This window comes from Sphingomonadaceae bacterium OTU29LAMAA1, assembly GCA_024072375.1.
In the GTDB taxonomy this organism is placed as follows: Bacteria; Pseudomonadota; Alphaproteobacteria; order Sphingomonadales; family Sphingomonadaceae; genus Sphingomonas.
The window spans coordinates 426,001-448,224 of sequence record CP099617.1 but is presented as its reverse complement, the minus strand read 5'-3'; the positions used below and the strand labels follow the sequence as shown (position 1 = coordinate 448,224).

The window sequence follows — 22,224 nt, the reverse complement described above, 5'->3', positions numbered from 1 at the left end:
CCCGCCTGCCACGTTGGTTTGACGGAGTCCCGCGGCCGCCTCCGAGGTCATCGGCACGGGCACGCTGATCGCGGTCGCCCCCCTATCAGGGCATCTTGGCGCATCGAAACGCCGACAGCAGCATCCACACCTATGTGGCGGTGAACCGACTCGAGGCGTGGCTTGATAGCGATCCCGACGCCGCGGTGGAGCGGTTCCGCGCCCTGTTCGCCAATTGGGCACCATCGTTGCGCGCTTTGATCTGCGTAGCCGACAGGACTCTCGTGGTCCGCCCAATCTACGCTCTTCCGGTCGGTATGACGTGGCCACGCAAGGCGGGCGTGACGCTTCTCGGCGACGCGGCGCATTTGATGTCGCCGTTCGCCGGCGAGGGCGCCAACCTCGTGATGCTCGATGGCCTCCAACTTGCCCGCGCCATTATCGACCATCCCGGTGCTCCGGATGCCGCGCTCACAACCTATGAACGCGACCTCTTCACGCGCAGCACACGAATGGCAGAGGCCAGTGCCGTCAACCTTTACCGCTTCTTCGGACCTGATGCGCCGAACAGCGTCGTTGACCTATTCTGCGGTCGATAGCGGGTATCGCAACCGAACGGTTCTGACGCTAACATGATGTAATCAGGGCGTGGAAACTAAGGGGCTATGACTGGATCGGCGGTGCTACGGCCTCCTCGATTCCCCAAGCCGCCTGTCGCTGGAGAAGATCTGCTACCGCCTGGCTGTCCTCATTGGCGTCGATCGAAACGGCCTTGCCCCAGCGCATCTCCACGACGTGGACGCCGTGGTTCTCATAACGCTGCCCATCAAGAGGTATCCCAGTCGAGGTCCACCGCACGATAGCCGTCGTCTTCCACGGGCCGCCCTTCACCCATATGTCTTCGATAGTCAGGGTAAGGCTCGGAACGACTCGCCCCAACCGTTCAAACCAGCGTTGCAGGTCATCACGGTTGTTACGAATGCCTCCCAGCGCGTGAGACCCGCCGAAGCGGTGAGTGATATGCGGATCGCACATCGACAGCAGGACCGCGTAGTTCCGCTCATTGACGGCGACGAATGCCTTACGGCAGATGCGCTCAACGATTTTCGTATACATCCTCATGCGTAACTCATTGCGCCTGCAGCCGTCACTTATGCGATGATCGGATCAGAGATACTCGGCAGTTCCTTATGAAATTGGAGCGATAGCACGAAAGGTGGCAACGAACGCCCGATCATCCACCGGCTTGTGCAGGACCCGCATTGCCGGCGATTGCGGCTGAAAAGCTCGAGGTTCGCCGGTCACAAACAGGACGGGCCGCTCGCCAAGCGCAGCGACGATCCGCTTGACCGCATCCGGGCCGTTCCCGCCCCCCTTTAGATTGACGTCTGAAATAATGACCTCGGGCGGATGGGCGAGCGCCTGCGCGACAGCATCGTCCTCGGTGTCAGCCATGTCGACCGAACTCGCACCAGCAGCTTCGATCAGCTGGGCGATATGATCGGCGATCAGCCAATCATCCTCGATGATGAGCACATGACACATGGTCTTGTATCAATGCTTCAGCGCGAAAGGGGTTCGGTTAACGGTCGCTTTAATCTCTATCATGGTATATTGGCCACGAGATCACCATCAGATTAATGCTTCGATCTCGAACCGGACGCCGGTCTTAGGATAATGAATTGCCGCTCCACCACGCACATGGCGGCGCAGCACGCGCTCGATCATGCGCGTGCCGAACCCGGTCCTGGTAGGCGGCGTCACGGGCGGGCCGTCATGCTCGGCCCAGCAGAAAAACAGTCGACGCTCGCCGTCCTGACGCTTGATCGACCATTCGATAGCGACCCGCCCCTCCGGCACTGAAAGCGCGCCGTATTTGATCGCATTGGTCGCCAGTTCGTGGAGCGCCATCGCAAGCGCCAGGGTCACCTCGGGCAAAAGCCGGACGGACGGACCATGCAACGCGAAACGCGCACCGTCACGGTCCTTGAACGGCAGCAGCGCGCGATCAACGATATCGCCGATCGTGGCACCTTCGACCTCGTCCTGGATCAGCAGCTCATGCGCGGCACCCAAGCTGGCTATCCTGCCTGATACAGCGATCGCGGCATCCTCAAGCGATGACGCATCACGCAAGGTCTGACTGACTACCGCGTTCACCGTCGCCAGTGTGTTCTTGACCCGGTGGGTCAGTTCGCGAGCCAAGACGGCCCGATGCTCTTCGGCAATCTTGCGATCCGAAATGTCGGTAGAGAAGCCGGACATCGCCAGCGGCGTACCGTCTGCGCGATACTGAAGATCGCCCTGCACCGATATCCAGCGCTGCTCGCCTGCCGGGGTCAGAATCCGGTACTCGATGTGATAAGGATCGCCGTGCTCGATCGTCCGGAGAACTGCGGCCTGCATCGCACGACGATCCTCGGGATGGATCGATGCCAGCAACTCGTCATAGGTAAAGGGCTCGGCGGTCGGACGCCCGAAGATGCGCTTGCACCCCGACGAGGCCGTTAGAACCAACTCGGGCAAATCAAGCGTCCAGGCGCCCAAGGCGCCCGCCTTCAAGGCTAGCCGCAGCCGTGTGTTGTGCTGCGTCAGATCGGCATCCCGTTGTGCCACCTCAGCGGCCAGCGCCTCGCGATCCTGCTCCAGCTCCAGCACACGGTGCCGTTCGATCGTGACGTCGATCTGCGAAGCGACGAAATAGCGGAGCGATCCGTCCTCGCAGAAGACCGGTGCCACCATCAAACGGTTCCAGAACGGCGTCCCGTCCCGACGATGGTTCAGCAGGTCGAGTTCGATCGGCTCGCGCCGGGCGATTGCGGTTTTGAGGCGGGCTACGTCATCAGGGTCTGTAAGAGGCCCCTGCATAAAACGGCAGTTGCGTCCCAGAACCTCGGCGGCAGGGAAGCCGGTCAGTTGCTCGAACGCCTCGTTGACGTAGATCAGCGGGCAGTCAGGCAGGGTCGGATCGCTGACAACCATCGCGACTGGAGTCATCTTGAAGCCGATCTGCATCGGATCGCAAGCGTTCAGTCCACGCGCATAGGCGTCGATCGCCGCCCGAACTTGAGGCGACGGCTCGAAAGGTTGAAGCGGAATAGGGGCGAGCGGTTGTCGGTCCAAAACAGGAACGATTTAGCGAAGGATTGTTACGGTCGCAATCTGCTGTAGCATCATGCTCTTACCGCCTGCTTGATCTGCGTATCGCGGGCCGCTCGCTCCGCCATGGCCAGCCACGCTGCTTCGCATCGCCTGCATCTCGCGACAACGTCCGGCAATGTCGTGGATGCGGCCTGCTCGGCACACATCGATGCCTGATCGCGGTAGTAACTCTCCATGCCTCACCCCCCGTGCGTGCCGATCCCGGTCGGTCCTTCCAAAACCTGACGTACCTTCGTCGCTAGCTCGCTGCGCTTATAAGGCTTCTGAATCAGATCGAACTCGGCGCCGCGGGCATCCACGCGTTCGATCGATGATTCCGCATAGCCGGTGGTCAGCAGCACGCGCATCTTTGGTCGACGTCGCTTCACCTCGCGCGCCAGCATGACGCCGTTCATGCCACCCGGCATGATGAGGTCACTGAACAACAGATCGATATGCCCGGAGCCGTCGAGCAACGTCAGCGCTTCGTTCGCATTGTCGGCGCGCAGCACCGTATACCCGAACTCCGAGAGCACCGTCTCGGCATAGTCGCCGACATCGACCTGGTCCTCGACCACCAACACGGTTTCTGTGCCGCGCTTGTCGGCCAGTGATCGCGAAGGCTGGGCGCCCGATGGATCGGCTTTGGCATTCTCGCACGGAAAGAGCATCCTCACGGTCGTGCCGTGCCCTTCCTCGGAATAGAGCCTCAGCGACCCACCCGATTGTTTCATGAACCCGTAAACCATCGACAGGCCAAGACCGGTGCCCTTGCCCTGATCCTTGGTCGTGAAGAACGGCTCGGCTACGCGCGCCAGCACCTCGGGCGACATGCCGGTGCCCTCGTCAGTGATCGTCACCGCGACGTAATTGCCAGCCTCCAGCTCGCCAAAGCCCTTGTCACCCGCCTCGATCGACCGGTTCTTGATCTCGATGACGATGTTGCCGCCGTTCGGCATCGCGTCCCGGGCATTGAGCAGGATATTGATGATCGCCAGCTCAGCCTGGGTCGGATCAATGCGGGCATTGCAGGTCGATTCCTGGTGAACGATCCTCACCTTCACCATGCCGCCTGCCGTTCGCTCGATCAGCGGCTGCAACTCATCGATCATGTCGATCAAGTTCACAACGCGGCCTTGCAGCTTCTGGCGTCGCGAGAAGGCAAGAAGCTGCTGGGTCAGCGTGGCGCCCCGCTCGGCCGCCTGAAGAACGGCGTTGATCGAACGTGTCGCCCGCTTGCGATCAAACTCGTCTTCGCCCTCGATCTGGCTCTTCAGCACGTCGCCGAAGCCCTGAATGACAGTCAGCAGATTGTTGAAGTCATGGGCCACGCCGCCCGTCAGCTGTCCGACCGCCTCCATTTTCTGCGCCTGGCGCAGCCCCTCCTCGGCATCGCGGCGACGTGTGACGTCCAACTGTGAAGCAAAAAAATAGATGAGGTTGTTGTCGGCGTCGAACACTGGCGAGATGAACAAGGCGTTCCAGAAGCCAGCGCCGTTCTTCTTGTAATTGTAGATTTCGACCGTCGTTTCCCGACGCTGCTCGATCGCCTGACGGACCTCCGCCACCGTATCGCGATCGGTGTCCGGTCCTTGGAGCAAGCGGCAATTCGTGCCGATCAACTCGTCGCTGCTGTAGCCGGTCATTCCCATGAACGCCGGGTTGGCGAATACGATGGGGTTATCGGGCTGATTGGGATCGGTGACAATCATCGGCATGCGTGTCGTCTTCACTGCCGCGAAGAAGATGCTGTTGCTGTCGTCTGTCATGTCGGGGTTCGCGCTTCCTGCCAGATGCGGAGCCGGAGCGCTAGGAAGCATCTCGGAAGTTTCGTTTTCCATGAAAACCCGACGCTAGAGGGGGGCTTGCCCCGAAGCGCCGGCCGTCGGGCCGTTATCTGCCGATAACTCCCTTTGTTCCAGCGAACAGGGCACGTTTAGCGCTGATTGTTCGAAACCAAACGGTTAAGACATCGCCGGCCAGCCGGCGTCCGACATCTCGACCCACAATCGGTCGATCACTGCAATCATCGTGCTTCCCAGAACCGGACGTCCGTTCACCGGGTTGTCGTGGCTTGACGAGAGACAGGTGCAGCCCGACTTACCGGACCAGCGCTAGGAGAATTGACGTGGTTGAAGCCCGATGGAACGGTTCAGTAATCGCCCAGAGCGACGATACTGTGATGGTGGAAGGCAACCACTATTTTCCTGCCGACAGCGTTGACCCTGCGGTCCTCCAGCCAAGCAACACGACAACCATCTGCCCTTGGAAGGGGACGGCCCACTACTACAGCTTGCACGTGGGTGGTGCCGAGAACCCAGATGCCGCGTGGTACTATCCCGATCCTAAAGCAGCGGCCGAAGATATCCGCGGTCGCATAGCGTTTTGGAAGGGCGTGGCGGTACGCTAGCTGCAACAACGGCCGGCGACCTCGCCTGCTGAGACCCACTTGCGGTCATTCGTGGCCCGCTTCTGGCTTCCCGACTTCGGACACCCGTTCATTTTGCCAGCCACGCCAATCTGGGCTGGCCAATGTCTCCCAGCACGCCTCCGGCTTTCTCGAGACACCACTGCGCATAGATCACGCGAAACATAGGGGCGTGGGAGCACGCCGGCACCTGGCCGATCGGCTGATCCCTAAACGCTACTTGCGGGTACGGGTCGCCTGCCATGTCAGGACGAAGCGCCGCCCCTCGGACCAGGTCTGCCCCTCGATATGGTCGCCGACGAGGCAGCCCGACGTCTGATAGGGACCGGAGGCGTCCTGAGTGCGGAAGGCGAAGCAGGGCCGGCCGTTGGTGGCTCCGGCCCGGCCGAGTTCGATCGGATGCTCGTAGAACGCGCCGGTCAACGCCCCGTCCGCCGCCACGGCAATCGTCATGGGCTTGAAATAAGCCGCCGCCTGCGGCGTCGGACGAAGATCGACCGTCCACTCTCCGGCTAGGTCAGTTTTCTGCTGCGCGGTGGCGGGAAGCGCGATCGTGCCGAGCGCGACGGCGAGCACCAGGCGACAGGCGGGTAGGGTCATGCGAACTCCTTTCAGGCGGTGGGGGGACAGAAGGCGGCCGACAACAGGTCGAAGGTCAGGCCCTTGCCCTGCCAGACCTCGCCGAATGTGGCCGAGGCGTCGTTGGTGAACAGGATGACGGCACGGCCCAGAGTGGGCGCGATCACGTTGCGGACCTGGGTGCCGCCGAAATCGCCGCGCCGCTCGACAAGCTGGACCGGCGCGGCGCAGCCGTTCAGGCGCGCGGGGAACGACCATGTGCCCAGCGCCATAAAGCCGAGCCTGGGATCCCCGGTCCAGGCGGTGGCGCGCGCCTGCGCATCGAGCAGACGCCCGGTCATCAGACCGCGATCGAAGCGGGCGAGATCGCCAGCGCTGCCGGTCAGCGCCGCGGCTGCCCCGCCGGTGGCGACGTTCATCACCGGCGTAGGCGCGGTGCCGTCATAGCCGGTCGCTGCCGCGCCGCCGTGCGGCGCCCCGTCTCGGGCAAGCCGCAGCGTCCTGATCCGCAAGGGGGCGGCGATGCGTTCTTCGACCAGCCGTGCATAGCTGCGGCCGGTCACGGCCTGGAGCGCGGCGCCGAGGACGAGATAATCGCAGTTGTTGTATTCCCACTGGCCGCCCCGCGCGCCCTTGGCCTTGCCTGAACAGAAACTTGCGGTGCGCGCGGCATCGCCGATCCTCGAGCCGCTCTCGCGGTAGAAGCCGGGGACGCCGTCGATCGCCGGCATATCCGAAGGGTTGGGAAGGCCGGAGCGATGCTGGAGCATTTCGCGCACCGTAATGGCGCGGTCGCCGCCGAAGTCGGGCAGGTAGCGACCGATAGGCGCGTCGAGCGCCATCCGGCCGCTGGCGACCTCCTGCATCACGAGTGTCGCCGTCACCTGCTTCGTCACCGACGCCCAGAGCCAGCGCTGACCGACGCGGTTGGGGACGTTCGCCGCTCGGTCCGCCACGCCGAATGCGGCGGCCCGCTCAGCACCGGCGGCATCGGTCAGGACCAGTTCGCCCGGCAACCCTGCGGCCTTCACCATGGCAGCGGCGCGGTCGAACGCCAAGTCGAGCGGCGGGACAGGCCCGGACCCCGGCGCGCCGGCCATTACCTGACTTCCCGCCGTGCCGAGCAGCATCGCCAGCACGCCCGTTTGCCCGGCTTTCGTCATCTTCATCACAGTCGTTCCCCTGTTCGTTGATCGACGTGTCGCGGCTGATGCCGTGGACGTCGAGCGCGGTGCGACGAGCGTCGTCAGGCCGCGATGGGCGTCGCTCACGACCGGGTGGCAATATGGAAGGACGTGCTAGACGTATCGGCGATGCACGATCCCGCCCACCCTGCCATCGCCGTTCCGGTGCCCGCCCGCCTTGCTCTGGTCAGCATCACCGGCTTCTGGGCGGTGTGGCTCGCGCTTGTCACTGGCCGGGCGTGGGTCATGGGCTGGCCGGATCAGGGCGGGATGCTGGTCCGCCGGCTCGGCATGACGCTGATCGGCCTAGGGCTTGCCTGGTGCCTCCATCTGACGCTGCGCCGCACGGCGGCGGCGCTGCTGCCGATCCGTGCCGCCGCGGCGTTCCTGACGTGCGCGCCCGCGGCGATGCTGTTCGCCGCGCTCAACAGCTACCTGTTCTATCGCTGGCTGCCCGTTCCCTCTGTGCTGCCCGACCTCGCCCGATGGGAGGACGGGGCGGTGCTGCGGACTGCCATCGCGGACGGTTTCGTCACCTGGTACTTCTTCTTCGCCGCCTGGGCCGCGTTCCTGCTGGCGCTGGGTGTCGTCGGCGAGGTGCGCGCGGTCGAGCGCCAGCGGGCGGCGGCCGAGACCGCCGCGCACGACGCCAGGCTGGCGATGCTGCGGCTGCAGGTCGATCCGCACTTCCTGTTCAACGCCCTCAACGCGCTCGCGGCGATGGTGGCGGGCGGCGAGACCAGAGCAGCCGGCGCCATGATCCGCAACCTGGCGGCGTTCTTTCGGGCAGGTCTGGTCGAGAACCCCGTGGCCGATATCCCGCTCGCCGACGAGGTGGAGTTCCAGCGGCTCTATCTCGCGATCGAGCAGGCCCGTTTCGGCGACCGGCTCTCCGTCGAGATCAACGTTGCCCGATCGCTGCATGGCATCATGCTGCCGCCGCTCATTCTCCAGCCCCTGATCGAGAACGCGGTCAAGCACGGTCTGGGCGCCACCACCGCACGAGTGACGATCGGCATATGCGGCCGGTGCGAAGGCGGGGTACTCCAACTGCACGTGTCCGATCGCGCATGCGGCACCTCTGCGCGGGCGACTGTCGCGTCCTGGCCCTCAACGGGCATCGGCCTGGCCAACGTTAGGGCGCGGCTCGCGGCGCGCTTCGGCCCCGGCGCCGCGCTCACGGCGGGACCGGCCGAGGGCGGGTGGGAGACCACCCTGTCCATTCCGATGACCGGCACCGATGGCTGACCGCGCGCTCTCGGTACTGATAGTCGATGACGAGGCGCCGGCGCGCCGCCTGCTGAGGGTGCTATGCGCGGAGGCGGACCTGCATGTCGCGGGCGAGGCTGATTGCGGCGAGGCGGCGCTGGAGGCCGTGCGCGATCGGCCCGTCGACATCCTGTTCCTTGACATCGCCATGCCCGGGATCGGCGGCATGGAAACGGCCCGGCGGCTGCCGCGCGATCATCAGGCGCCGGCGACCATCTTCACCACCGCGTTCACGGCGCATGCGCTCGCCGCGTTCGATGTGGGCGCGATCGATTACCTGCTCAAGCCGATCGAGCCGGACAGGCTGACCGTGGCGCTGACCCGTGCGCGCGCCTTTCTGGCCGGACGTTCCGCCGGCATCGCAACGGTCGAGGACCATCTGTGGGTGTCGCACCGGGGCGATCTGGTGCGCGTCGATCTCGCTGTGGTTGAGCGGGTCGAGGCCGAGCGGGACTATGTGCGCTTGCATGTCGAAGGCCGATCGCACCTCCTGCGCGAGACCATGGAGAACATCGTCGCGCGCCTCCCCGCACCGCTGTTCCGGCGCATCCACCGATCGACGATCGTCCGGCGTGACCTCATCGCCGGCCTGCGACACGAGGGTGGCGGTGTCTGGTCCGTCGTCCTCGCCGATGGAGCGACGCTCCGTATCGGCCGCAGCTACCTCGAAGATGTGCGCGAAATATGACTTCGGCAATCGGGAACCGACGGCGGGGCGGCGGCCAGGACCCAGATGCGGACATCGCGAGCAGCATGATCAGTCTCCGCTTTCGGACGTTCGTTCATACTTGATCGACGGAGTTTCCAGGCCAACTTACATGCATGACGCGCAACCACGTGTCGACATGGTTCGCAGCGGCTACTGCGAAAGAAGCTTCGCCAACGCGCTAGGCTGTTCGACGTGGACGAAGTGCCCTGCATCGGGAACGGTGACGATCTTTCCGCCCGCTTGTGCAACGGCGACGAGTTCCGCTGGGCTGGTGACGTGGTCACCATCGCCACGGATCAAAAGCAGCGGCCCATTCCACTGGTCGATGGCAGATAGCATCGGGCGGCGCGTCGAGGTTTGCGCCAGCAGCGACTTGCCGGGAACGGCGCCCTGCCTCCAACGGGCCTCCGAAAGGCCAGCGGTCGCAGCAAGGCGTGAGAAGATGTCACGGTTTCGCGGGTTGCTGACGTAGAGGTCCTGCCGCCTCCCACCCAGCGTCGCAAGCACCTCATCCATCTGGCTGATGAAGCCGTCGTCCAGAGGAGTGGACGGGTCCGCCAGTCGTGTCGCATGCAACGCCTTCGCTGGCTCAGTTCCGTTTAGAAGCTGCGCTGCCGCGGCGCACAGCCAGCGGAACGAGCTGGAAAGATCGATGGATGGGCATTCCAGTATCAGACGCTGCACGCGGTTCTGGTGCGCCAGTGCATAGCGTAGAGCGACCATGCCGCCGAAGCTGTGCCCCACCACGTGCCAACGCGGCACTGCTAGTGCACTCCGAACAGCCTCGAAATCGGCGATAAGATCGTCGACCGTCACCTTTGTACCGGTAGGAAGCGCGTCGGAGCGAAGGACGCCGCGCTGGTCCACGCTGACTAACCGAACCCTGCCAGCCAGCGCGGGTACCATGTAGTGCTCGAACTCCAGCGCCCCGATGCCAGGACCGCCGTGGACGTAGAGGAGCACGGGGGCGTCGCGAGGCCCTGTGTCCGTGACCCAGAGGCGGGTCCCTCTCACCGCGAGCAACCGGCCAGCGGACGGCTGTGCTTGAAGGCTCACTGACAGCAAGCTCACCAGCGCCGCTCCCGCCGCACCGGCGATCAAGTCACGCCGCTTTAATTGACTTGTCCACTGCGCTCGATTCACATCCAATCCTACCGCATTCACATCCAATCCTACCGCGGATGCTTAGTGACGCAAACGTCCGCCGTCGCACGAGACCGATCGTCTCCTTTCTGCCGCTCCGACCCACAAGTGGATATTCAGCTCACTTTCTCCGCTTCCCAATTTCGGACGCTTGTTCATCGGCGCGAACGACTAGCTTGGCACCCCGGCCATCCACTGACGAATGTCATAATCTGGGAGAAAGCCGCCGCTCCGCTTTGAAGGGCCGGTCAACAGCCTCTAGGTGACGAGAACGGAAGTTTGAAGGGGTGCAGTCGGCTTCTGCATGAAAGCTGCAAACCAGCTGGTTATCCTAATCGGCGAAGGAGATGCACGATGGTCGGCTTATTGGTAGTGATGATGCTAGCTGGCGGTTCTCAGGTGCTAACGTCTTACCATAGTAAGGTGCTCGAACGGGAGGGAGTGACGGCGGAGCTGGTGCTAGACACGAATATCCCGCAGCCCGACGCGCTCGCCAGTGCGCTGATCGAAACCGAAGGGCTGACACCCTGGAACGCCGAACAGCCGACCACAGGCTCACGGTCGGCATCGCCCCTGGCGTACCGCGCTCGATACAGCGGCAGCGGAGCCGGGATTATCGTCTATTATCATAGCGGTAATAGCGGTGTCGGTCAGCCCGTATGTCGGATTCGACGCCGCCAGGGTGGCATGTCGACCGCCTTCGACCTAGCGCGTAGATGGTGCGCGACGTCCTTGGGGGTCGCTGTTGATGATCACATCCCCGCACCGATTGTAACGACGGGCGACGGGGTCGATCAGCTGATCCGCAGACTGGACCTTACTTCATTTCCGAACTCTACCGGACCTCGACGAGCTTCCGGCAAGCGGACGCCTGAAGATTATGGATTCATCGAAACCGATCGGGGTAAGAGTGGCGTGACGATGACCAGTCGCGACGGTGGCTGGCTGATGAGCTTCACCGTGCTGGCTACATCCGTCAAAGGCGTTGATGTATGCTTTCGCGATCAGGCGCTCCAGCAGCGAGCTGATCGTATCCGACCAAGCTACGATGCAGTGTCTTCGCTCAGGCTCACGAGAGGCGCCGATGGCTACTGGAGCGCGCTTGCCTCTCCAATCAACTATCCATCGTGCCGCCGTCCCGGCGAGCAACGGTAATTCGTATGTCCTGAACGTCCGCTATGGGCGAGAGCGGCCGCCCGACCCTCCCGCCGACACGACCCAGTTGCAGTCATTCAGACCTACCTGCCCGGCTCCCAGCTTCGGACGCTCGTTAATCTGAAATGGTCGGGACGTTCCGCGACCGGACAATCCCGTACCAGGCAATCGGCCAGCTCACCTGAGCGGAGAGCGTCGAGGCCTGCCTCGTGATCGATTGCGGCAGCGAAGACCCTGCCATCCTCCTGATGGAGGTCGAGCCATGCTATGATGTCCCTCACTCGAGCAGTATTCGCGTCGGAGAGCGACCTGAACGTCTGAGCGACGTGGTCCACCTCGTCCGACCAATCGAAGGTGCCCGGCGGCTCCACGTCGAAATCGAGATATACGTCACCGGTGGACGAGCGTCGCCGGCGTCAAACCCGTTGGAGGTTCACCACCTGTTCTCTATGCTCGAGCCATGGCGACCTCCCCTTCGAAGACAGGCCGAAAGCACAGCTTCGCGTCCACGGGCGCGCCGGTCGGGCAGCGGCTCGCGATAGAGATCGCGAAGCCCAAGGACTGGGGTGCATTCCAGCGCAACTGCGTCGTGCTGTTCCGCGAGGAGCTGCGGGATCCGAACGCCAAGGAGTACGGTCGCAACGGGCAGGACCAGGGCGGGATCGACATCCTCGGCCACCGGGGCGGCGACCCGGCGCATCCGGTCGGCATCCAGTGCCGCCTCGTCACCAAGAGCTTGAAGCACGTCAAGATCCTCGCCGACTGCCGCGCGGCCCTGGCGCTGCCCTTCGGCCTGAAGGAGATCATCTTCGCCACCACTGCGCCCAACGACGCGAAGGCCGAACAGGCGGCGAAGGCGGTCGAACGCGAGCTGCGCGGTGAAGGGCACGACGTGACCGTGCACCTGTACGGCTGGGATCAGCTCGAGCTGCTCATCGGACTGCACGAGCCCGCCTACAACACCTTTGTCCCGTCCTCGGTGGCTACCACGCTCCCGGTCCAGATATCGGACGGCGGCACGATGAGCGTCGACGGCTTCATCGCCCACATGGCGGACGAGTTCATGCGGCGCGGCATCGTAGCTACCCCGCCTGCGGCCTCCACACCGGCCGGGCCGGGTAGCATCGGCGACGAGGATCCGGCGCTGCACGCCCGCATCGACCTGCTGCGCGACCTCGTGCGCGAAGGACAGGGCGCGGTGGCCGAAAGGCGGCTCGTGGCGCTGCGCGACGGACCCGAGGCGGCCGACGCGCCCTGGGCGCGCTACCGGATCGAGACCAACATCGCCGCGGCACTGATGGACCGCGGACGCGAGGCCGAAGCCGCCGAGGCCTACGAGCGCGCCCACCTGCTGCGGCCCGACGATCCCGACGCACTGGCGAACCTTTCCATCGCGCGAACGATCCAGGGCAGACCCGACGAGGGCATGGAGATCGCGCGAGCCGTGCTCGCGCGTCCGGACAGGACCGAGTTCGCGGTCAGCGCCATGCTGCAGGCCGCGTCTCGCTCCAACTGGCAGGGTGATCCCGGCACGCTCGTGCCGGAGGAGATGCGGGGAACCCGCTCGGCCGAACTCGCGATCGCCGACTTCCTGCGCAAGCGGTGGCTTCCAGGCTGGGAGACGAAGGTTTTCTCGCTCGAGGACGGCGATAGCGAGTTCGACGACGTCGCTCGTCTGAAGGCACTGGCCGTCCTCTCCATTGCCGTCGACAGCCGCGTGCACGTCGTCGGCGGCGGCGACACCGTCACCGACGTTCAGATCGACGAGGCGGCCTCGCACATGGCCGCCTACGCAAAGCACTGCCTCGACGTCGCCTACGCCGACCGGCACGACCTCATGGCCCACGTCAGCAACGCGGCGCTGCTGCTGCGGATCGCCAACCGGCGCGACGAGGCCGAGGCGCTGCTGCGCGACGGCCTGAAGGCCATGCCCGGCGAGGACCAGCTGATGAGGCTCCTCGCCATGACGCTCATCGACCGCGGCAGGCGCGACGAGGCGGTCGAGGTGCTGGAACCTGGCAGCGAGCCCGAGACGGTCCTCATGAAGGTCCAGTTCTCCCGCACCGGCAATCCCGCCGAGCGACTCGCGGCGCTGCAGGCCACGGAGGACCGCGGCGACGAACGCGTCTCGGGGATGCGGCGCAGGCTCCTCGCCGAGATGGCGATCGCAGCGAAGGACGACGTGGCGCTCCGATCCGTCCTCGACGACATGCTCGCCCGCCCGGAGGACGTGGTCGCCGCCAGGCTGCTGGAGGTTCAGGCTTCGATCCGCTCGGGCGCGGCTGAGGAGGAGACGCGCGAGCGCCTGATCGGCATCGCGGACGACCTCGGCGTCGATCCGGAGCCGATCGAACGCATGCTCGTCGCCGAGGCGATGCTGGAGAACGGGCTGGAGGCCAGAGCCGCCAATCTCATCGAAGGACTGGCCGACCTCGGAAGCCCCCGCCCCATCACCTTCATGTACCTGACCGCGCTCGCCGAGGCACGCCGCGACGGCGCGTTCCGCGCCGCGCTGGCGCGCGCGGCGGCCACGGTACGTGAACACCCGGACATGCTCTGGCTCGACGCGCGCCACTCCTGGAACATCGGCGACCTCGACCGCTGCCTCGCGAACCTCGACCGCATGCTCGAAATACGGCCTGGCCTGCCCAAGGCTATCCTCATGCGCATCGAGACGCTGCTCAGACTCGGACGCTCGAAGGCCGTGCTGGAGACGCTCGAGACCCCGATCGAGAACCTCCCCTGGGCCGGCGGAAGCGATCCCTACCGCGTCGCCCGCCTCCTCCACCACTTCGGCCACCACGACCGAGCGGCGAGGTTCGCTTATCGCCTCTTCCTCCAGCAGCGGGACCGGCCGCGAGCCTGGATGACGCTCACCTCCATGACCATAAGGGAGGGACCCCAGGACGCCGGCAGGCCGGGCAACTGGTTTCCGGACGCTGTCGGCACCGACGTCGCCATCGACATCGAGTACGCCGACGCTTCGATCGCCTTCTTCGTCGTCGAACCCGACAAGGAGCTGCGCGCGCTGGATCCCGAGTCATGGGAGCCCGAACATCCGCTCGTGGAGGCCGCCTGGGGTCTTCGCGTGGATGACGAGTTCACCGCGCCAGACGGCAGATCGGTCCGGATCACGAAGCTGCGCCACAAGATCGTGGCGCGCTTCCACTACGTCCTCGAGAAATACGAAGAGCGCTTCCCGGACGTGTTCGGGCTGAAGTCGATGACGGTCGATCCGGAAAGCCCCAGCGGCCTCGAAGAGGTCATCGCGGAGCTGAAGGACCGACGCGACTGGGTGCTCGCCGAGCAGGAGCGCCACGTCGCCAGCGGCATGCCCATCGACCTGCTCGCGACCCGGCTCCACATGGACACGATCGACGTCGCCGCGGGTCTCGCCGAACAGGGCGTTCCGCTCAAGGTGGCGGCGGGCACCGAACCGGAACGGCAGGCCGCGCAGGCCGCGATCCACGCGAACGGGGGTCGCGGATGCGTGCTCGACCTCCTGTCCTTCTGGACGGCATGGCGGCTCGGCGTCCTCGATGTCGTCGCGGAGATCTGCGGCACTATCGCCGTGCCCCGGAGCGTGGTCGACCGCCTCGACGCCCGGCTTGACGCGCAGTCGCTCATGGCGGACGGCAGCCACTCGTCGCTTTCTTACCTCGAGGGTGGACGCATCCTCCACACCGAGACGCCGGCGGAGAGGATGAAGGAGCTGCGCGAGGACCTTTCCGCCGCCCTCGCCTGGATCCGCGACAACGACGCCTCGCGACCGCTGGTCATGGGTGACGATCTTCCCGCCGCCTTCCGCGACCTGATCCAGTCGGGCCGCACCGACATGCTCGACGCCGTGGCCCTCGCCCTTACGAGCGGGACGCTGCTGGTCTGCGACGACCTAGCGCTGCGTGGCATGCACGCTGCAGGCGGCGGCAAGCTGTCCGCCTGGCTGCACGCAATCCTGTCAGAGGCGAGCGCCCGCGGCCGCATCGCGTCTGCCGACTTCACGCAGCACACTGTCGACATGATCCGCGCTGGCCAGACCCACCTTGGCATCTCCGGGGGCATGATTGCGCTGGGCATCGAGCAGGACTGCCTTGAGAGCGGGCGCATCGGCGAGCGCGCCAGGGCACTGGCGGGCCGACTCGGCGGGCGTGAAGCCGAGCCGCTGTCGCACCTGCAGGCCGCGTGCGAGGCGATCGATCAGCTCTGGTCCACAAACAGCGTTCGGCCCGTCTGCGAGCCGGCGACCGGGCTCATCCTCGAATGCCTGATCCGCGAGCGTGACGACTGGCGGCAACTCATCGGGATTGTGGAGGGGTTCGCGTCCAACCTCCCCGGCCTGCAGGAATACGTTCGCGGCTGGGCGCGCGGTCATTTCCTGCCAGGCTATCGCTAACCGGGAAGGATCGGTTGTGACACTATAGAGACCCAGAGCGCGTGACGCCGTCGCGATTTTCTCAGTCGAGTAATGGGGCCCGCCGGGGAGGGCAGCGACATTGCCCTTCTCGCGGGCCGCTGCTGATCATGGCCCGTCGCCAATCGCTCCTAGCGCGAACGACGCCGGGAGGCGCACTGCTCGTCGCGTGCGCCGGTGGCGGGAATCATTGGCGCCACAGCCACTTTTCAGGAGGCGACGAACGCGCCCACCGACGCCTTCCCGGTCACCAAGCCCCCGAGCACGTCCGTCATGGCGGTTTCGAATGCCTCCACCACCCTCGGCGGCGTCCCGGCGGTCCTGTACTCGAAGAGGAGCGCGTCATGCATCGGCAGCACGATCCGCACGTCGTCGAGCGAGGCCGCCGCCATTAGCGCCCGCTTGAAGATCAGCGAGGCCGTTCCCTGCACCACTTGGCTGACAGCCGACCTCTGCTCTTTCCCGGTCAGCTGCCCGTTCCCGACCCGGCGGTAGTGGTTGCCGAGGATGGACGACACCCGGCCGTCGCGGCGGAAACCCGCCCAGACCGACCGCTTCCATTCCTCGTAACTGCCAAACAGCCTGAATGCGGCCTTGGCCCGCTCCCGCTCGACACCGAGCGCGACGGCAGCGTCCACCAGGGCCTTGCGGCTCATCCCGTAGGCGTAGGACAGGAACAGCTGCTTGGCGGCATCGCGACGGCCCGCGAGGCCCAGATGCTCGTTCGCGAAGAGGTCGTACATGTCGCCAGCCGCGTACAGCCGCTTCAGCTCCTCGTCGCCGGACAGGGCGGCCATGATGCCGACCTCGAACTGCTCGAAGTCCACGTAGCCCAGCTCCATGCCTTCGTGCGGTGCGACGATCGATCGGTAGCGCTTGGGCACGTTCTGGAGACCGGGGCTCCGCAGTTGGACCCGCGACGTACGCGAGCCGAACACGTCCACGACGGGCCGCACGACACGGCTGGCCAGCGTCAAAGAGTTGAGCACCTGCCTCGTCGCGTCGAGCGCGAGCAGATCCCTTGTGTCACGGCCGAAATCGCGATCGTGCGGCACGAACTCCAGCACGTACTCGACGGAGACCTGGTCCAGGTCGAAGTCGTCCGCGAGGAGCCGGCCTTCGAGGGCGGACCTGCTCGGCGTCTCGAGCGGCATGTCGTGCCTGTCCGAGTAGCCCTTCAGGCAGACGAAGTAGTCGTGCTCCGCACGCGACCGCATCTCCGACAGTCCGGCGGCGTCGATCGCGATGCCCGCCGACATCGCGAGCTGCAGCGCCCGATGGACGGGGACCTCGATAGAGAAGAACCGCTCGAACTCGCCGTCGACTCTCGCCTGCGTGCACAGCGACAGGTACATGGCCCCGATCGCGGTCGCGGCACTGGCCGCGACCTCCGGGTCGAACGGCAGGCCCCGGTTGAACATCCGCCGATACGCTTCGCGGACCTGCGGCTCCGCTCCGAACCGATCGAGCTGCGCCGTGACGTCCCGCTTCTCCCGGTCCAGCCGGTCGGCGGGCAGCCCGCTGACCGAGATGCGGAACTCGTCCACATCGACGATCGCGCCGGGCAGCGTCCCCGTCGCGTCGAACAGGGCGTCGCGGATCATCCAGAAGTCGTGACACACCACGATCCCGGCGAAGGCGACGACGCTGGAGGCGTCGGTCTCGATTAGACCGCCGTCCTCCAGCCACCAGAAGCGCTCCCCTCCACCGCCGGTAAAGTCTCTGAGGAACAGCATGATCCTCGAGCAGAGGTCAATCATAGCCGCCGATCTCGTCAACGAGATCCAGAAGGTCAACGCGCTCCCGCATCGCGAACGGAAGCCCGTCCGCGTTGCAGTGGCGCTCGGCCCGTTGGCCGGTGCCCTTTAGGCAGACCCCCACCTGTCCGTGAAGCGGCCGGAGCTGCTCCTCTTCGAGCATAGAGGACGCGATCAGAAGATAGCGGGCGTTCTGGTACGGCAGGCGATCGAACTGCCCGATGCACCTTCCTATCAGCTCCCGCTCACCGACGCATCGCAGCCAGATCAGGATGGCGGCGGCCTCTCCCGACCTGACGTCCTCCCGGAGCTTGCGGTCGGCTAGAGAGACGAGTTCGTCGGAGCGGTGTCTCCTCGTCGCGAGCAGCATCCAGATATTGTAGTTCTGCCAGTCGTGGATCGCCCCGTCCTCCGCCAGGAGGAATTGTTCCAGCGCGGGTAGGCAGCGCCCCTCCCCGTCGAGCGTCGCGATCAACTTGCAATACTGGTCGGTCGTGACGGCATGCTCGGACAACGATCGCGACAGCGCGTCGAGCAGGTCCTTGGATAGCGCGTCGCCAACGTCGAACAGACCAGACTCCACAATCTGCGCCACCCGGTTGACGGCGAACCGGAACTTCCGCGTCTGCGAGTCGCCGTCCGCGATGCACTTCGTCAGGATGTCGAAGATGTAGGTCACCGATTTGGTGATGATCCGTCGGCTGCGGGACCGCCACATCTGGTCGATCGCGGCGGTCGAGCTGTCCTGGGACGGGAAGTATTCGGCCAGCTTGGTGGCCTGCACGTCCGGCGGAAGAATCTCGGTCTTATTGGCGTTGATGTTCAGGCCCACTGACCTCAATTGCCTGATCAGTTCCTGCAGCGCACGTCGGGCCTGAAGTTCCGAATCTGCGATGATCCTGATGTCGTCGACGTAGCGGTAGTAGTCGTAGCCCCTACCGGTCATCTCACGGTCGACGCACGACAGCAGGACGTTGGACAGGAAGGCCGACGCGTCGCGGTTCTGGGGCAGCCCGTGGTCGCCGCTGAACGTCCACTTCCCGAGCAGCCGGTCGAGGGTGCCGATCGCGTTGCGGATCTGGAGCTTCTCCGGTCCGGTCGCAGCGATGCGGGACACCATCCCGTCGAGCGCCTCCACGATCTGCGCGCGCGAGACGTTCTCGTAAAAGTTGCTGAGGTCGGTGATCAGCAGGTGCCGGCCGGAACGTCGAAATGTCAGGGTCACGCCCTCGAATGTGAACCAGCGCTCGATCTTGGCCTTGAACAGGTACTTCGGGTTCCGGGGCCGCGGCTCATGGCGATAGCTCAGCACGCGGTGGCCAAGCAGCGGGTCGTAGAACGGGATCAGGAAGCTGCAGATTGCCTGATAGACGAAGCGGTCGAAGAAGTCGGTCTCGAGCCCGTACCGCTCGCCGTAGCCCTTCTTCGGGATGTTGCGGACCACGCTGCGCGTTCCGCGGTAAATGCCGTTCCCCTCCTGGAGGAGCGACATGATGATCCGCTTGGACTCGTCGGGATCCTTGAACAGGTCGTCATACTGCAGGCAGTCGAAGTACCAGTCGTCACGCATATCCTGACGGAGATGTTTGAGCACCAGCTCGAACCGGATCGGGAAGCCGAGCGCCTGGCCCTTCTCCCAGAAGGCCGGATCTAAGACGTAGTCGACCTCCTGCTCCTCGCTGCCGTCCATAATCCGTCCAACTCTTCTCGCCGGACTCGCCTTGTAGCCCGGAGCCGGCGTTCGTCCACCACGCCGTCCTCGATGGCGTGGACAGAGACGAGACCAGCGCCTCCGCCGCGAAGCCGGCGTGAACTCCCACTTGTACGTGACGTTCGTGCCGCGCCGATCCTCTTCACGCCCGATGTAACGGGGGCGGTCCCGCCTTGCAGCGGTTCCGCGCCGACGTCACGTTCCGATGAGCGGTCCGGAACGGCGGATGTGACGCGCGCTGAAGTCAGTCGCTCCGCTCCAAGACGGTCCGATGAGCGCAGCCGGCCGCACGTGGCGTCCCACACGGAACGAGCGCATGCTGGGACCATGAAGTCTCTGATCTCCGAGTTCTCCTATGGCTTCGCGCTTACGCACGAGCTGGTCCTCTCGCTGGGCACGCTGTCCGCAGCGCCGATCTTCCCGTCCCTGCTTCAGGAAGGAGGGCCCGGCGGGGGCTATGACCTGAAGCTGGAGGCGCCGGGCCTGCCGCTCTTCCTGCAGTTCAAGCGCTCCGATCACCTGTCCAGGCGGACCGCGCGCGAGATCAAGGCCGGCGCTCCGTTGTCAGTCCCGTACTACCGATTCGAGATCACGGGACGATCACAGTCAGAGCAGCACGACATGCTGGTCGGCCTCGACGTGGACCCGAACGTCGTCCTCTACGCCGCTCCGCTGTTCCATCGTAAGGCGGAGTTCGACGACGCCTTCCTGCGGCACGTGGTCCGTCAACGGTCCTTCTACGTCCGCCCGCGCGACATCGGTGTCCTCCCCGACGATGACGCGCACCGCCTTTCATTCGACGGTCGCCGATATGTCGTTATGTCCGAACCGAGGGAGGTGGAGGGCTTCGGCGCGACGGAGCTCGAGAAGCTGCTCGCCGACAGGCTCTCAGCGGAAAAGCGACCGGTTCGCGCCGTCATCGGCGAGGCCTTGCGCGAGGCGGAGACGGCACGGATCCGCTCCCGCGAGCGGGTGAGCCGGCGAACCGAGGCGGACCAGGAGATCGAGCGCTCGCTCCCGGTGCAGGTACGCTCCGTCCCCGACGCCGGATCGCGGCTCGACGCCTTCGTCCGTCGTCAGGAACGCGACCTGCCGCCAGGCCCGGAGCCGACGACCCGAGCACTCGACGATCCCGCAACGGCGGAGCTGCAAAGGCTCGCCGACATCAGCCTCCGCGAGTTCGACGCGCAGCTCTACATCGTCCAGCTGCGCGCGAAGGGATGAGGCACGTCGGGTCGCTCCTCGCACTTCGCCGTCGCGAGGACCACCAGCGCCACCGCGGCGTCGCCGGTCATCGTCCAGCTGTTGGACCTTAGGGTCGCGGATCGTGCTGCGCCCCACTATCTCATCGAGACATTCACCCGCTCCAGCTTGAGTCCCAGCCGCCCGATACAGATCCGGTCCAACTCCGCTAAGGTCGGCCGCGGCTCCCACTCCTGGTCCTGGCTCCCCCCGCACTGTCGACGCTCGCTCCTCCTCGTCCAGGGGGCCAGCAGCTTCTGCACCATGAACGAGAAGCACGGGTTTCACGCGCTGCACCTGCGACTCCGGCTCGGCGTCGAGTGAGGTGAGCAAGCGTCCGCTTACGCCTTCTGCACTCCCGAAAGCAGCCGTTCCGGTCTCCATCAGAACCGGCCTTCTGGCCCCTACCCCGCGGCCTGAGCGGACGACAGCTTACCGCGGCGGGCCGCCCCAAAGCAGATCGGCTATCCACCAAGCGTCAACTTACTGGCAAGGTATAATACCCACAAGTAGACGTTTATAGTGCCCATCGCACTTGATGAGTTCGGCCGTTCTTCAATACTGGCGGAGCGTTTTTTAACAGGAACACTGGCCGCTATAGTACTGAAACGCCGGATCGTAATCTCAGGAATATGGTTTAACTTTGATCGAAGACGCCAACGGCATGCGCGATATAGATCTCGATCATCGCTGCCACCGTATCGGGTTCTGCGACATGCTGAACTAGACTTGTTACTATTTACCTCTCCACGCCCCCGGACGCTTTTCGACGAAGGCGGCCATGCCTTCCGTCTGATCGGCGGTGCCGAACAGGCCATGGAACAGCCGCCGTTCGAACTGCACGCCCTGCGCCAGCGTGGTTTCGAACGCCGCGTTGACCATCTCCTTGTTGGCCAGCACCGCGAGCGGCGCCATGCCGGCGATCGTCGCGGCGGTCTTCACCGCCTCCTCGACCAAATCGGCGGCCGGGATCACCCGGCTGACCAGCCCTGCGCGCTCCGCCTCGGCGGCGTCCATCATCCGCCCGGTCAGGCACATTTCCATCGCCTTCGCCTTGCCGACCGCGCGCGCCAGCCGCTGCGAACCACCCATGCCGGGGCTGACCGCCAGCTTCACCTCGGGCTGGCCGAACTTCGCGCTGTCGGCGGCCAGGATGAAGTCGCACATCATCGCCAGCTCGCATCCGCCGCCCAGCGCGTAGCCCGCCACTGCGGCGATGATCGGCTTGCGCGTCGCGGTCAGCCTTTCGTAGCCGCTGAAGTGGTTGCGGCCGTACATCGCGGCGAAGTCCATCGCCTGCATTTCCTTGATGTCCGCCCCCGCCGCGAACGCCTTGGCGCTGCCGGTCAATACCGCGCAGCCCCGCGAGTCGTCGGCATCGAACGCCGCGAGCGCCGCCAGCAGGTCGTCCAGCACCTGTGCGTTGAGGGCATTCAGCGCCTCCGGCCGGTCGAGCGTGATGAGCGTCACACGATCGCGCCGCTCGACGAGGATGGTCTGGTATTCGGCCACGGAA

General features: G+C 65.1%; 17 protein-coding genes. 7 read left to right on the top strand and 10 right to left on the bottom strand.

Annotated features, from left to right (window positions below; genetic code table 11):
* The first annotated feature begins 95 nt into the window (after window positions 1–95).
* Window positions 96–578, top strand: coding sequence for an FAD-dependent monooxygenase (locus NF699_02430; GenBank protein ID USU05578.1), 483 nt, complete (start codon window positions 96–98; stop codon window positions 576–578).
* A gap of 64 nt (window positions 579–642) precedes the next feature.
* Here NF699_02430 and NF699_02425 read toward each other — a convergent pair whose 3' ends face one another.
* From NF699_02425 to NF699_02410, 4 genes are all read right to left on the bottom strand, one after another.
* A complete protein-coding gene (locus NF699_02425) occupies window positions 643–1,101 on the bottom strand; it encodes a nuclear transport factor 2 family protein (GenBank protein USU05577.1) in 459 nt (152 codons plus the stop codon).
* Window positions 1,102–1,167: 66 nt separating this feature from the next.
* Entirely contained in the window at window positions 1,168–1,524 is a 357-nt protein-coding gene (locus NF699_02420; GenBank protein USU05576.1) for a response regulator, read from the bottom strand.
* An 87-nt stretch (window positions 1,525–1,611) separates the two neighbouring features.
* Window positions 1,612–2,994 (bottom strand): PAS domain-containing protein, encoded by a 1,383-nt coding sequence (locus NF699_02415; GenBank protein ID USU05575.1) that lies wholly within the window; start codon window positions 2,992–2,994, stop codon window positions 1,612–1,614.
* 326 nt (window positions 2,995–3,320) lie between these two features.
* Entirely contained in the window at window positions 3,321–4,940 is a 1,620-nt protein-coding gene (locus NF699_02410) for a histidine kinase famiy protein (protein ID USU05574.1), read from the bottom strand.
* Between the two features lie 308 nt (window positions 4,941–5,248).
* Here NF699_02410 and NF699_02405 point away from each other — a divergent pair, with 308 nt between their 5' ends.
* Window positions 5,249–5,530, top strand: coding sequence for a DUF427 domain-containing protein (locus NF699_02405; protein USU05573.1), 282 nt, complete (start codon window positions 5,249–5,251; stop codon window positions 5,528–5,530).
* 234 nt (window positions 5,531–5,764) lie between these two features.
* Here the strand turns inward: NF699_02405 and NF699_02400 are convergent, their stop codons facing one another.
* Both NF699_02400 and NF699_02395 read right to left on the bottom strand, forming a co-directional pair.
* On the bottom strand, window positions 5,765–6,148 hold the full coding sequence (locus NF699_02400; protein USU05572.1) for a hypothetical protein: 384 nt from the start codon (window positions 6,146–6,148) through the stop codon (window positions 5,765–5,767).
* Window positions 6,149–6,159: 11 nt separating this feature from the next.
* The gene (locus tag NF699_02395; GenBank protein USU05571.1) at window positions 6,160–7,296 is read right to left on the bottom strand and encodes a beta-lactamase family protein; all 1,137 of its coding nucleotides are present in this window, start codon (window positions 7,294–7,296) and stop codon (window positions 6,160–6,162) included.
* Window positions 7,297–7,440: 144 nt separating this feature from the next.
* On the opposite strand from NF699_02395, the gene NF699_02390 reads away from it, so the two are divergent.
* Together NF699_02390 and NF699_02385 are read left to right on the top strand one after the other, a co-directional pair.
* Window positions 7,441–8,559 carry a histidine kinase gene (locus tag NF699_02390; GenBank protein ID USU05570.1) on the top strand — a complete coding sequence of 373 codons (1,119 nt, stop codon included), beginning with the start codon at window positions 7,441–7,443 and terminating at the stop codon, window positions 8,557–8,559.
* Window positions 8,552–9,268: a LytTR family DNA-binding domain-containing protein gene (locus NF699_02385; protein USU05569.1), complete on the top strand. Its 717-nt coding sequence runs from the start codon at window positions 8,552–8,554 to the stop codon at window positions 9,266–9,268. Before NF699_02390 ends, NF699_02385 begins: the two co-directional genes overlap by 8 nt.
* Window positions 9,269–9,439: 171 nt before the next feature.
* On the opposite strand, the gene NF699_02380 is transcribed toward NF699_02385, so the two are convergent.
* Complete coding sequence (locus NF699_02380) at window positions 9,440–10,195, bottom strand: alpha/beta hydrolase (protein USU06966.1); 756 nt, start codon at window positions 10,193–10,195, stop codon at window positions 9,440–9,442.
* Window positions 10,196–10,786: 591 nt separating this feature from the next.
* Between NF699_02380 and NF699_02375 the strand changes: the two genes are divergently transcribed.
* The gene (locus NF699_02375; GenBank protein ID USU05568.1) at window positions 10,787–11,587 is read left to right on the top strand and encodes a hypothetical protein; all 801 of its coding nucleotides are present in this window, start codon (window positions 10,787–10,789) and stop codon (window positions 11,585–11,587) included.
* Window positions 11,588–12,047: 460 nt separating this feature from the next.
* Window positions 12,048–15,980: a hypothetical protein gene (locus NF699_02370; GenBank protein ID USU05567.1), complete on the top strand. Its 3,933-nt coding sequence runs from the start codon at window positions 12,048–12,050 to the stop codon at window positions 15,978–15,980.
* A 227-nt stretch (window positions 15,981–16,207) separates the two neighbouring features.
* On the opposite strand, the gene NF699_02365 is transcribed toward NF699_02370, so the two are convergent.
* Complete coding sequence (locus NF699_02365) at window positions 16,208–17,734, bottom strand: DNA polymerase (protein ID USU05566.1); 1,527 nt, start codon at window positions 17,732–17,734, stop codon at window positions 16,208–16,210.
* Between the two features lie 16 nt (window positions 17,735–17,750).
* Window positions 17,751–19,445 (bottom strand): RNA-directed DNA polymerase, encoded by a 1,695-nt coding sequence (locus tag NF699_02360; GenBank protein ID USU05565.1) that lies wholly within the window; start codon window positions 19,443–19,445, stop codon window positions 17,751–17,753.
* Window positions 19,446–19,793: 348 nt separating this feature from the next.
* On the opposite strand from NF699_02360, the gene NF699_02355 reads away from it, so the two are divergent.
* Complete coding sequence (locus NF699_02355) at window positions 19,794–20,690, top strand: hypothetical protein (protein ID USU05564.1); 897 nt, start codon at window positions 19,794–19,796, stop codon at window positions 20,688–20,690.
* Between the two features lie 753 nt (window positions 20,691–21,443).
* Here the strand turns inward: NF699_02355 and NF699_02350 are convergent.
* Complete coding sequence (locus NF699_02350; GenBank protein USU05563.1) at window positions 21,444–22,220, bottom strand: enoyl-CoA hydratase; 777 nt, start codon at window positions 22,218–22,220, stop codon at window positions 21,444–21,446.
* Between the last annotated feature and the right edge of the window lie 4 nt (window positions 22,221–22,224).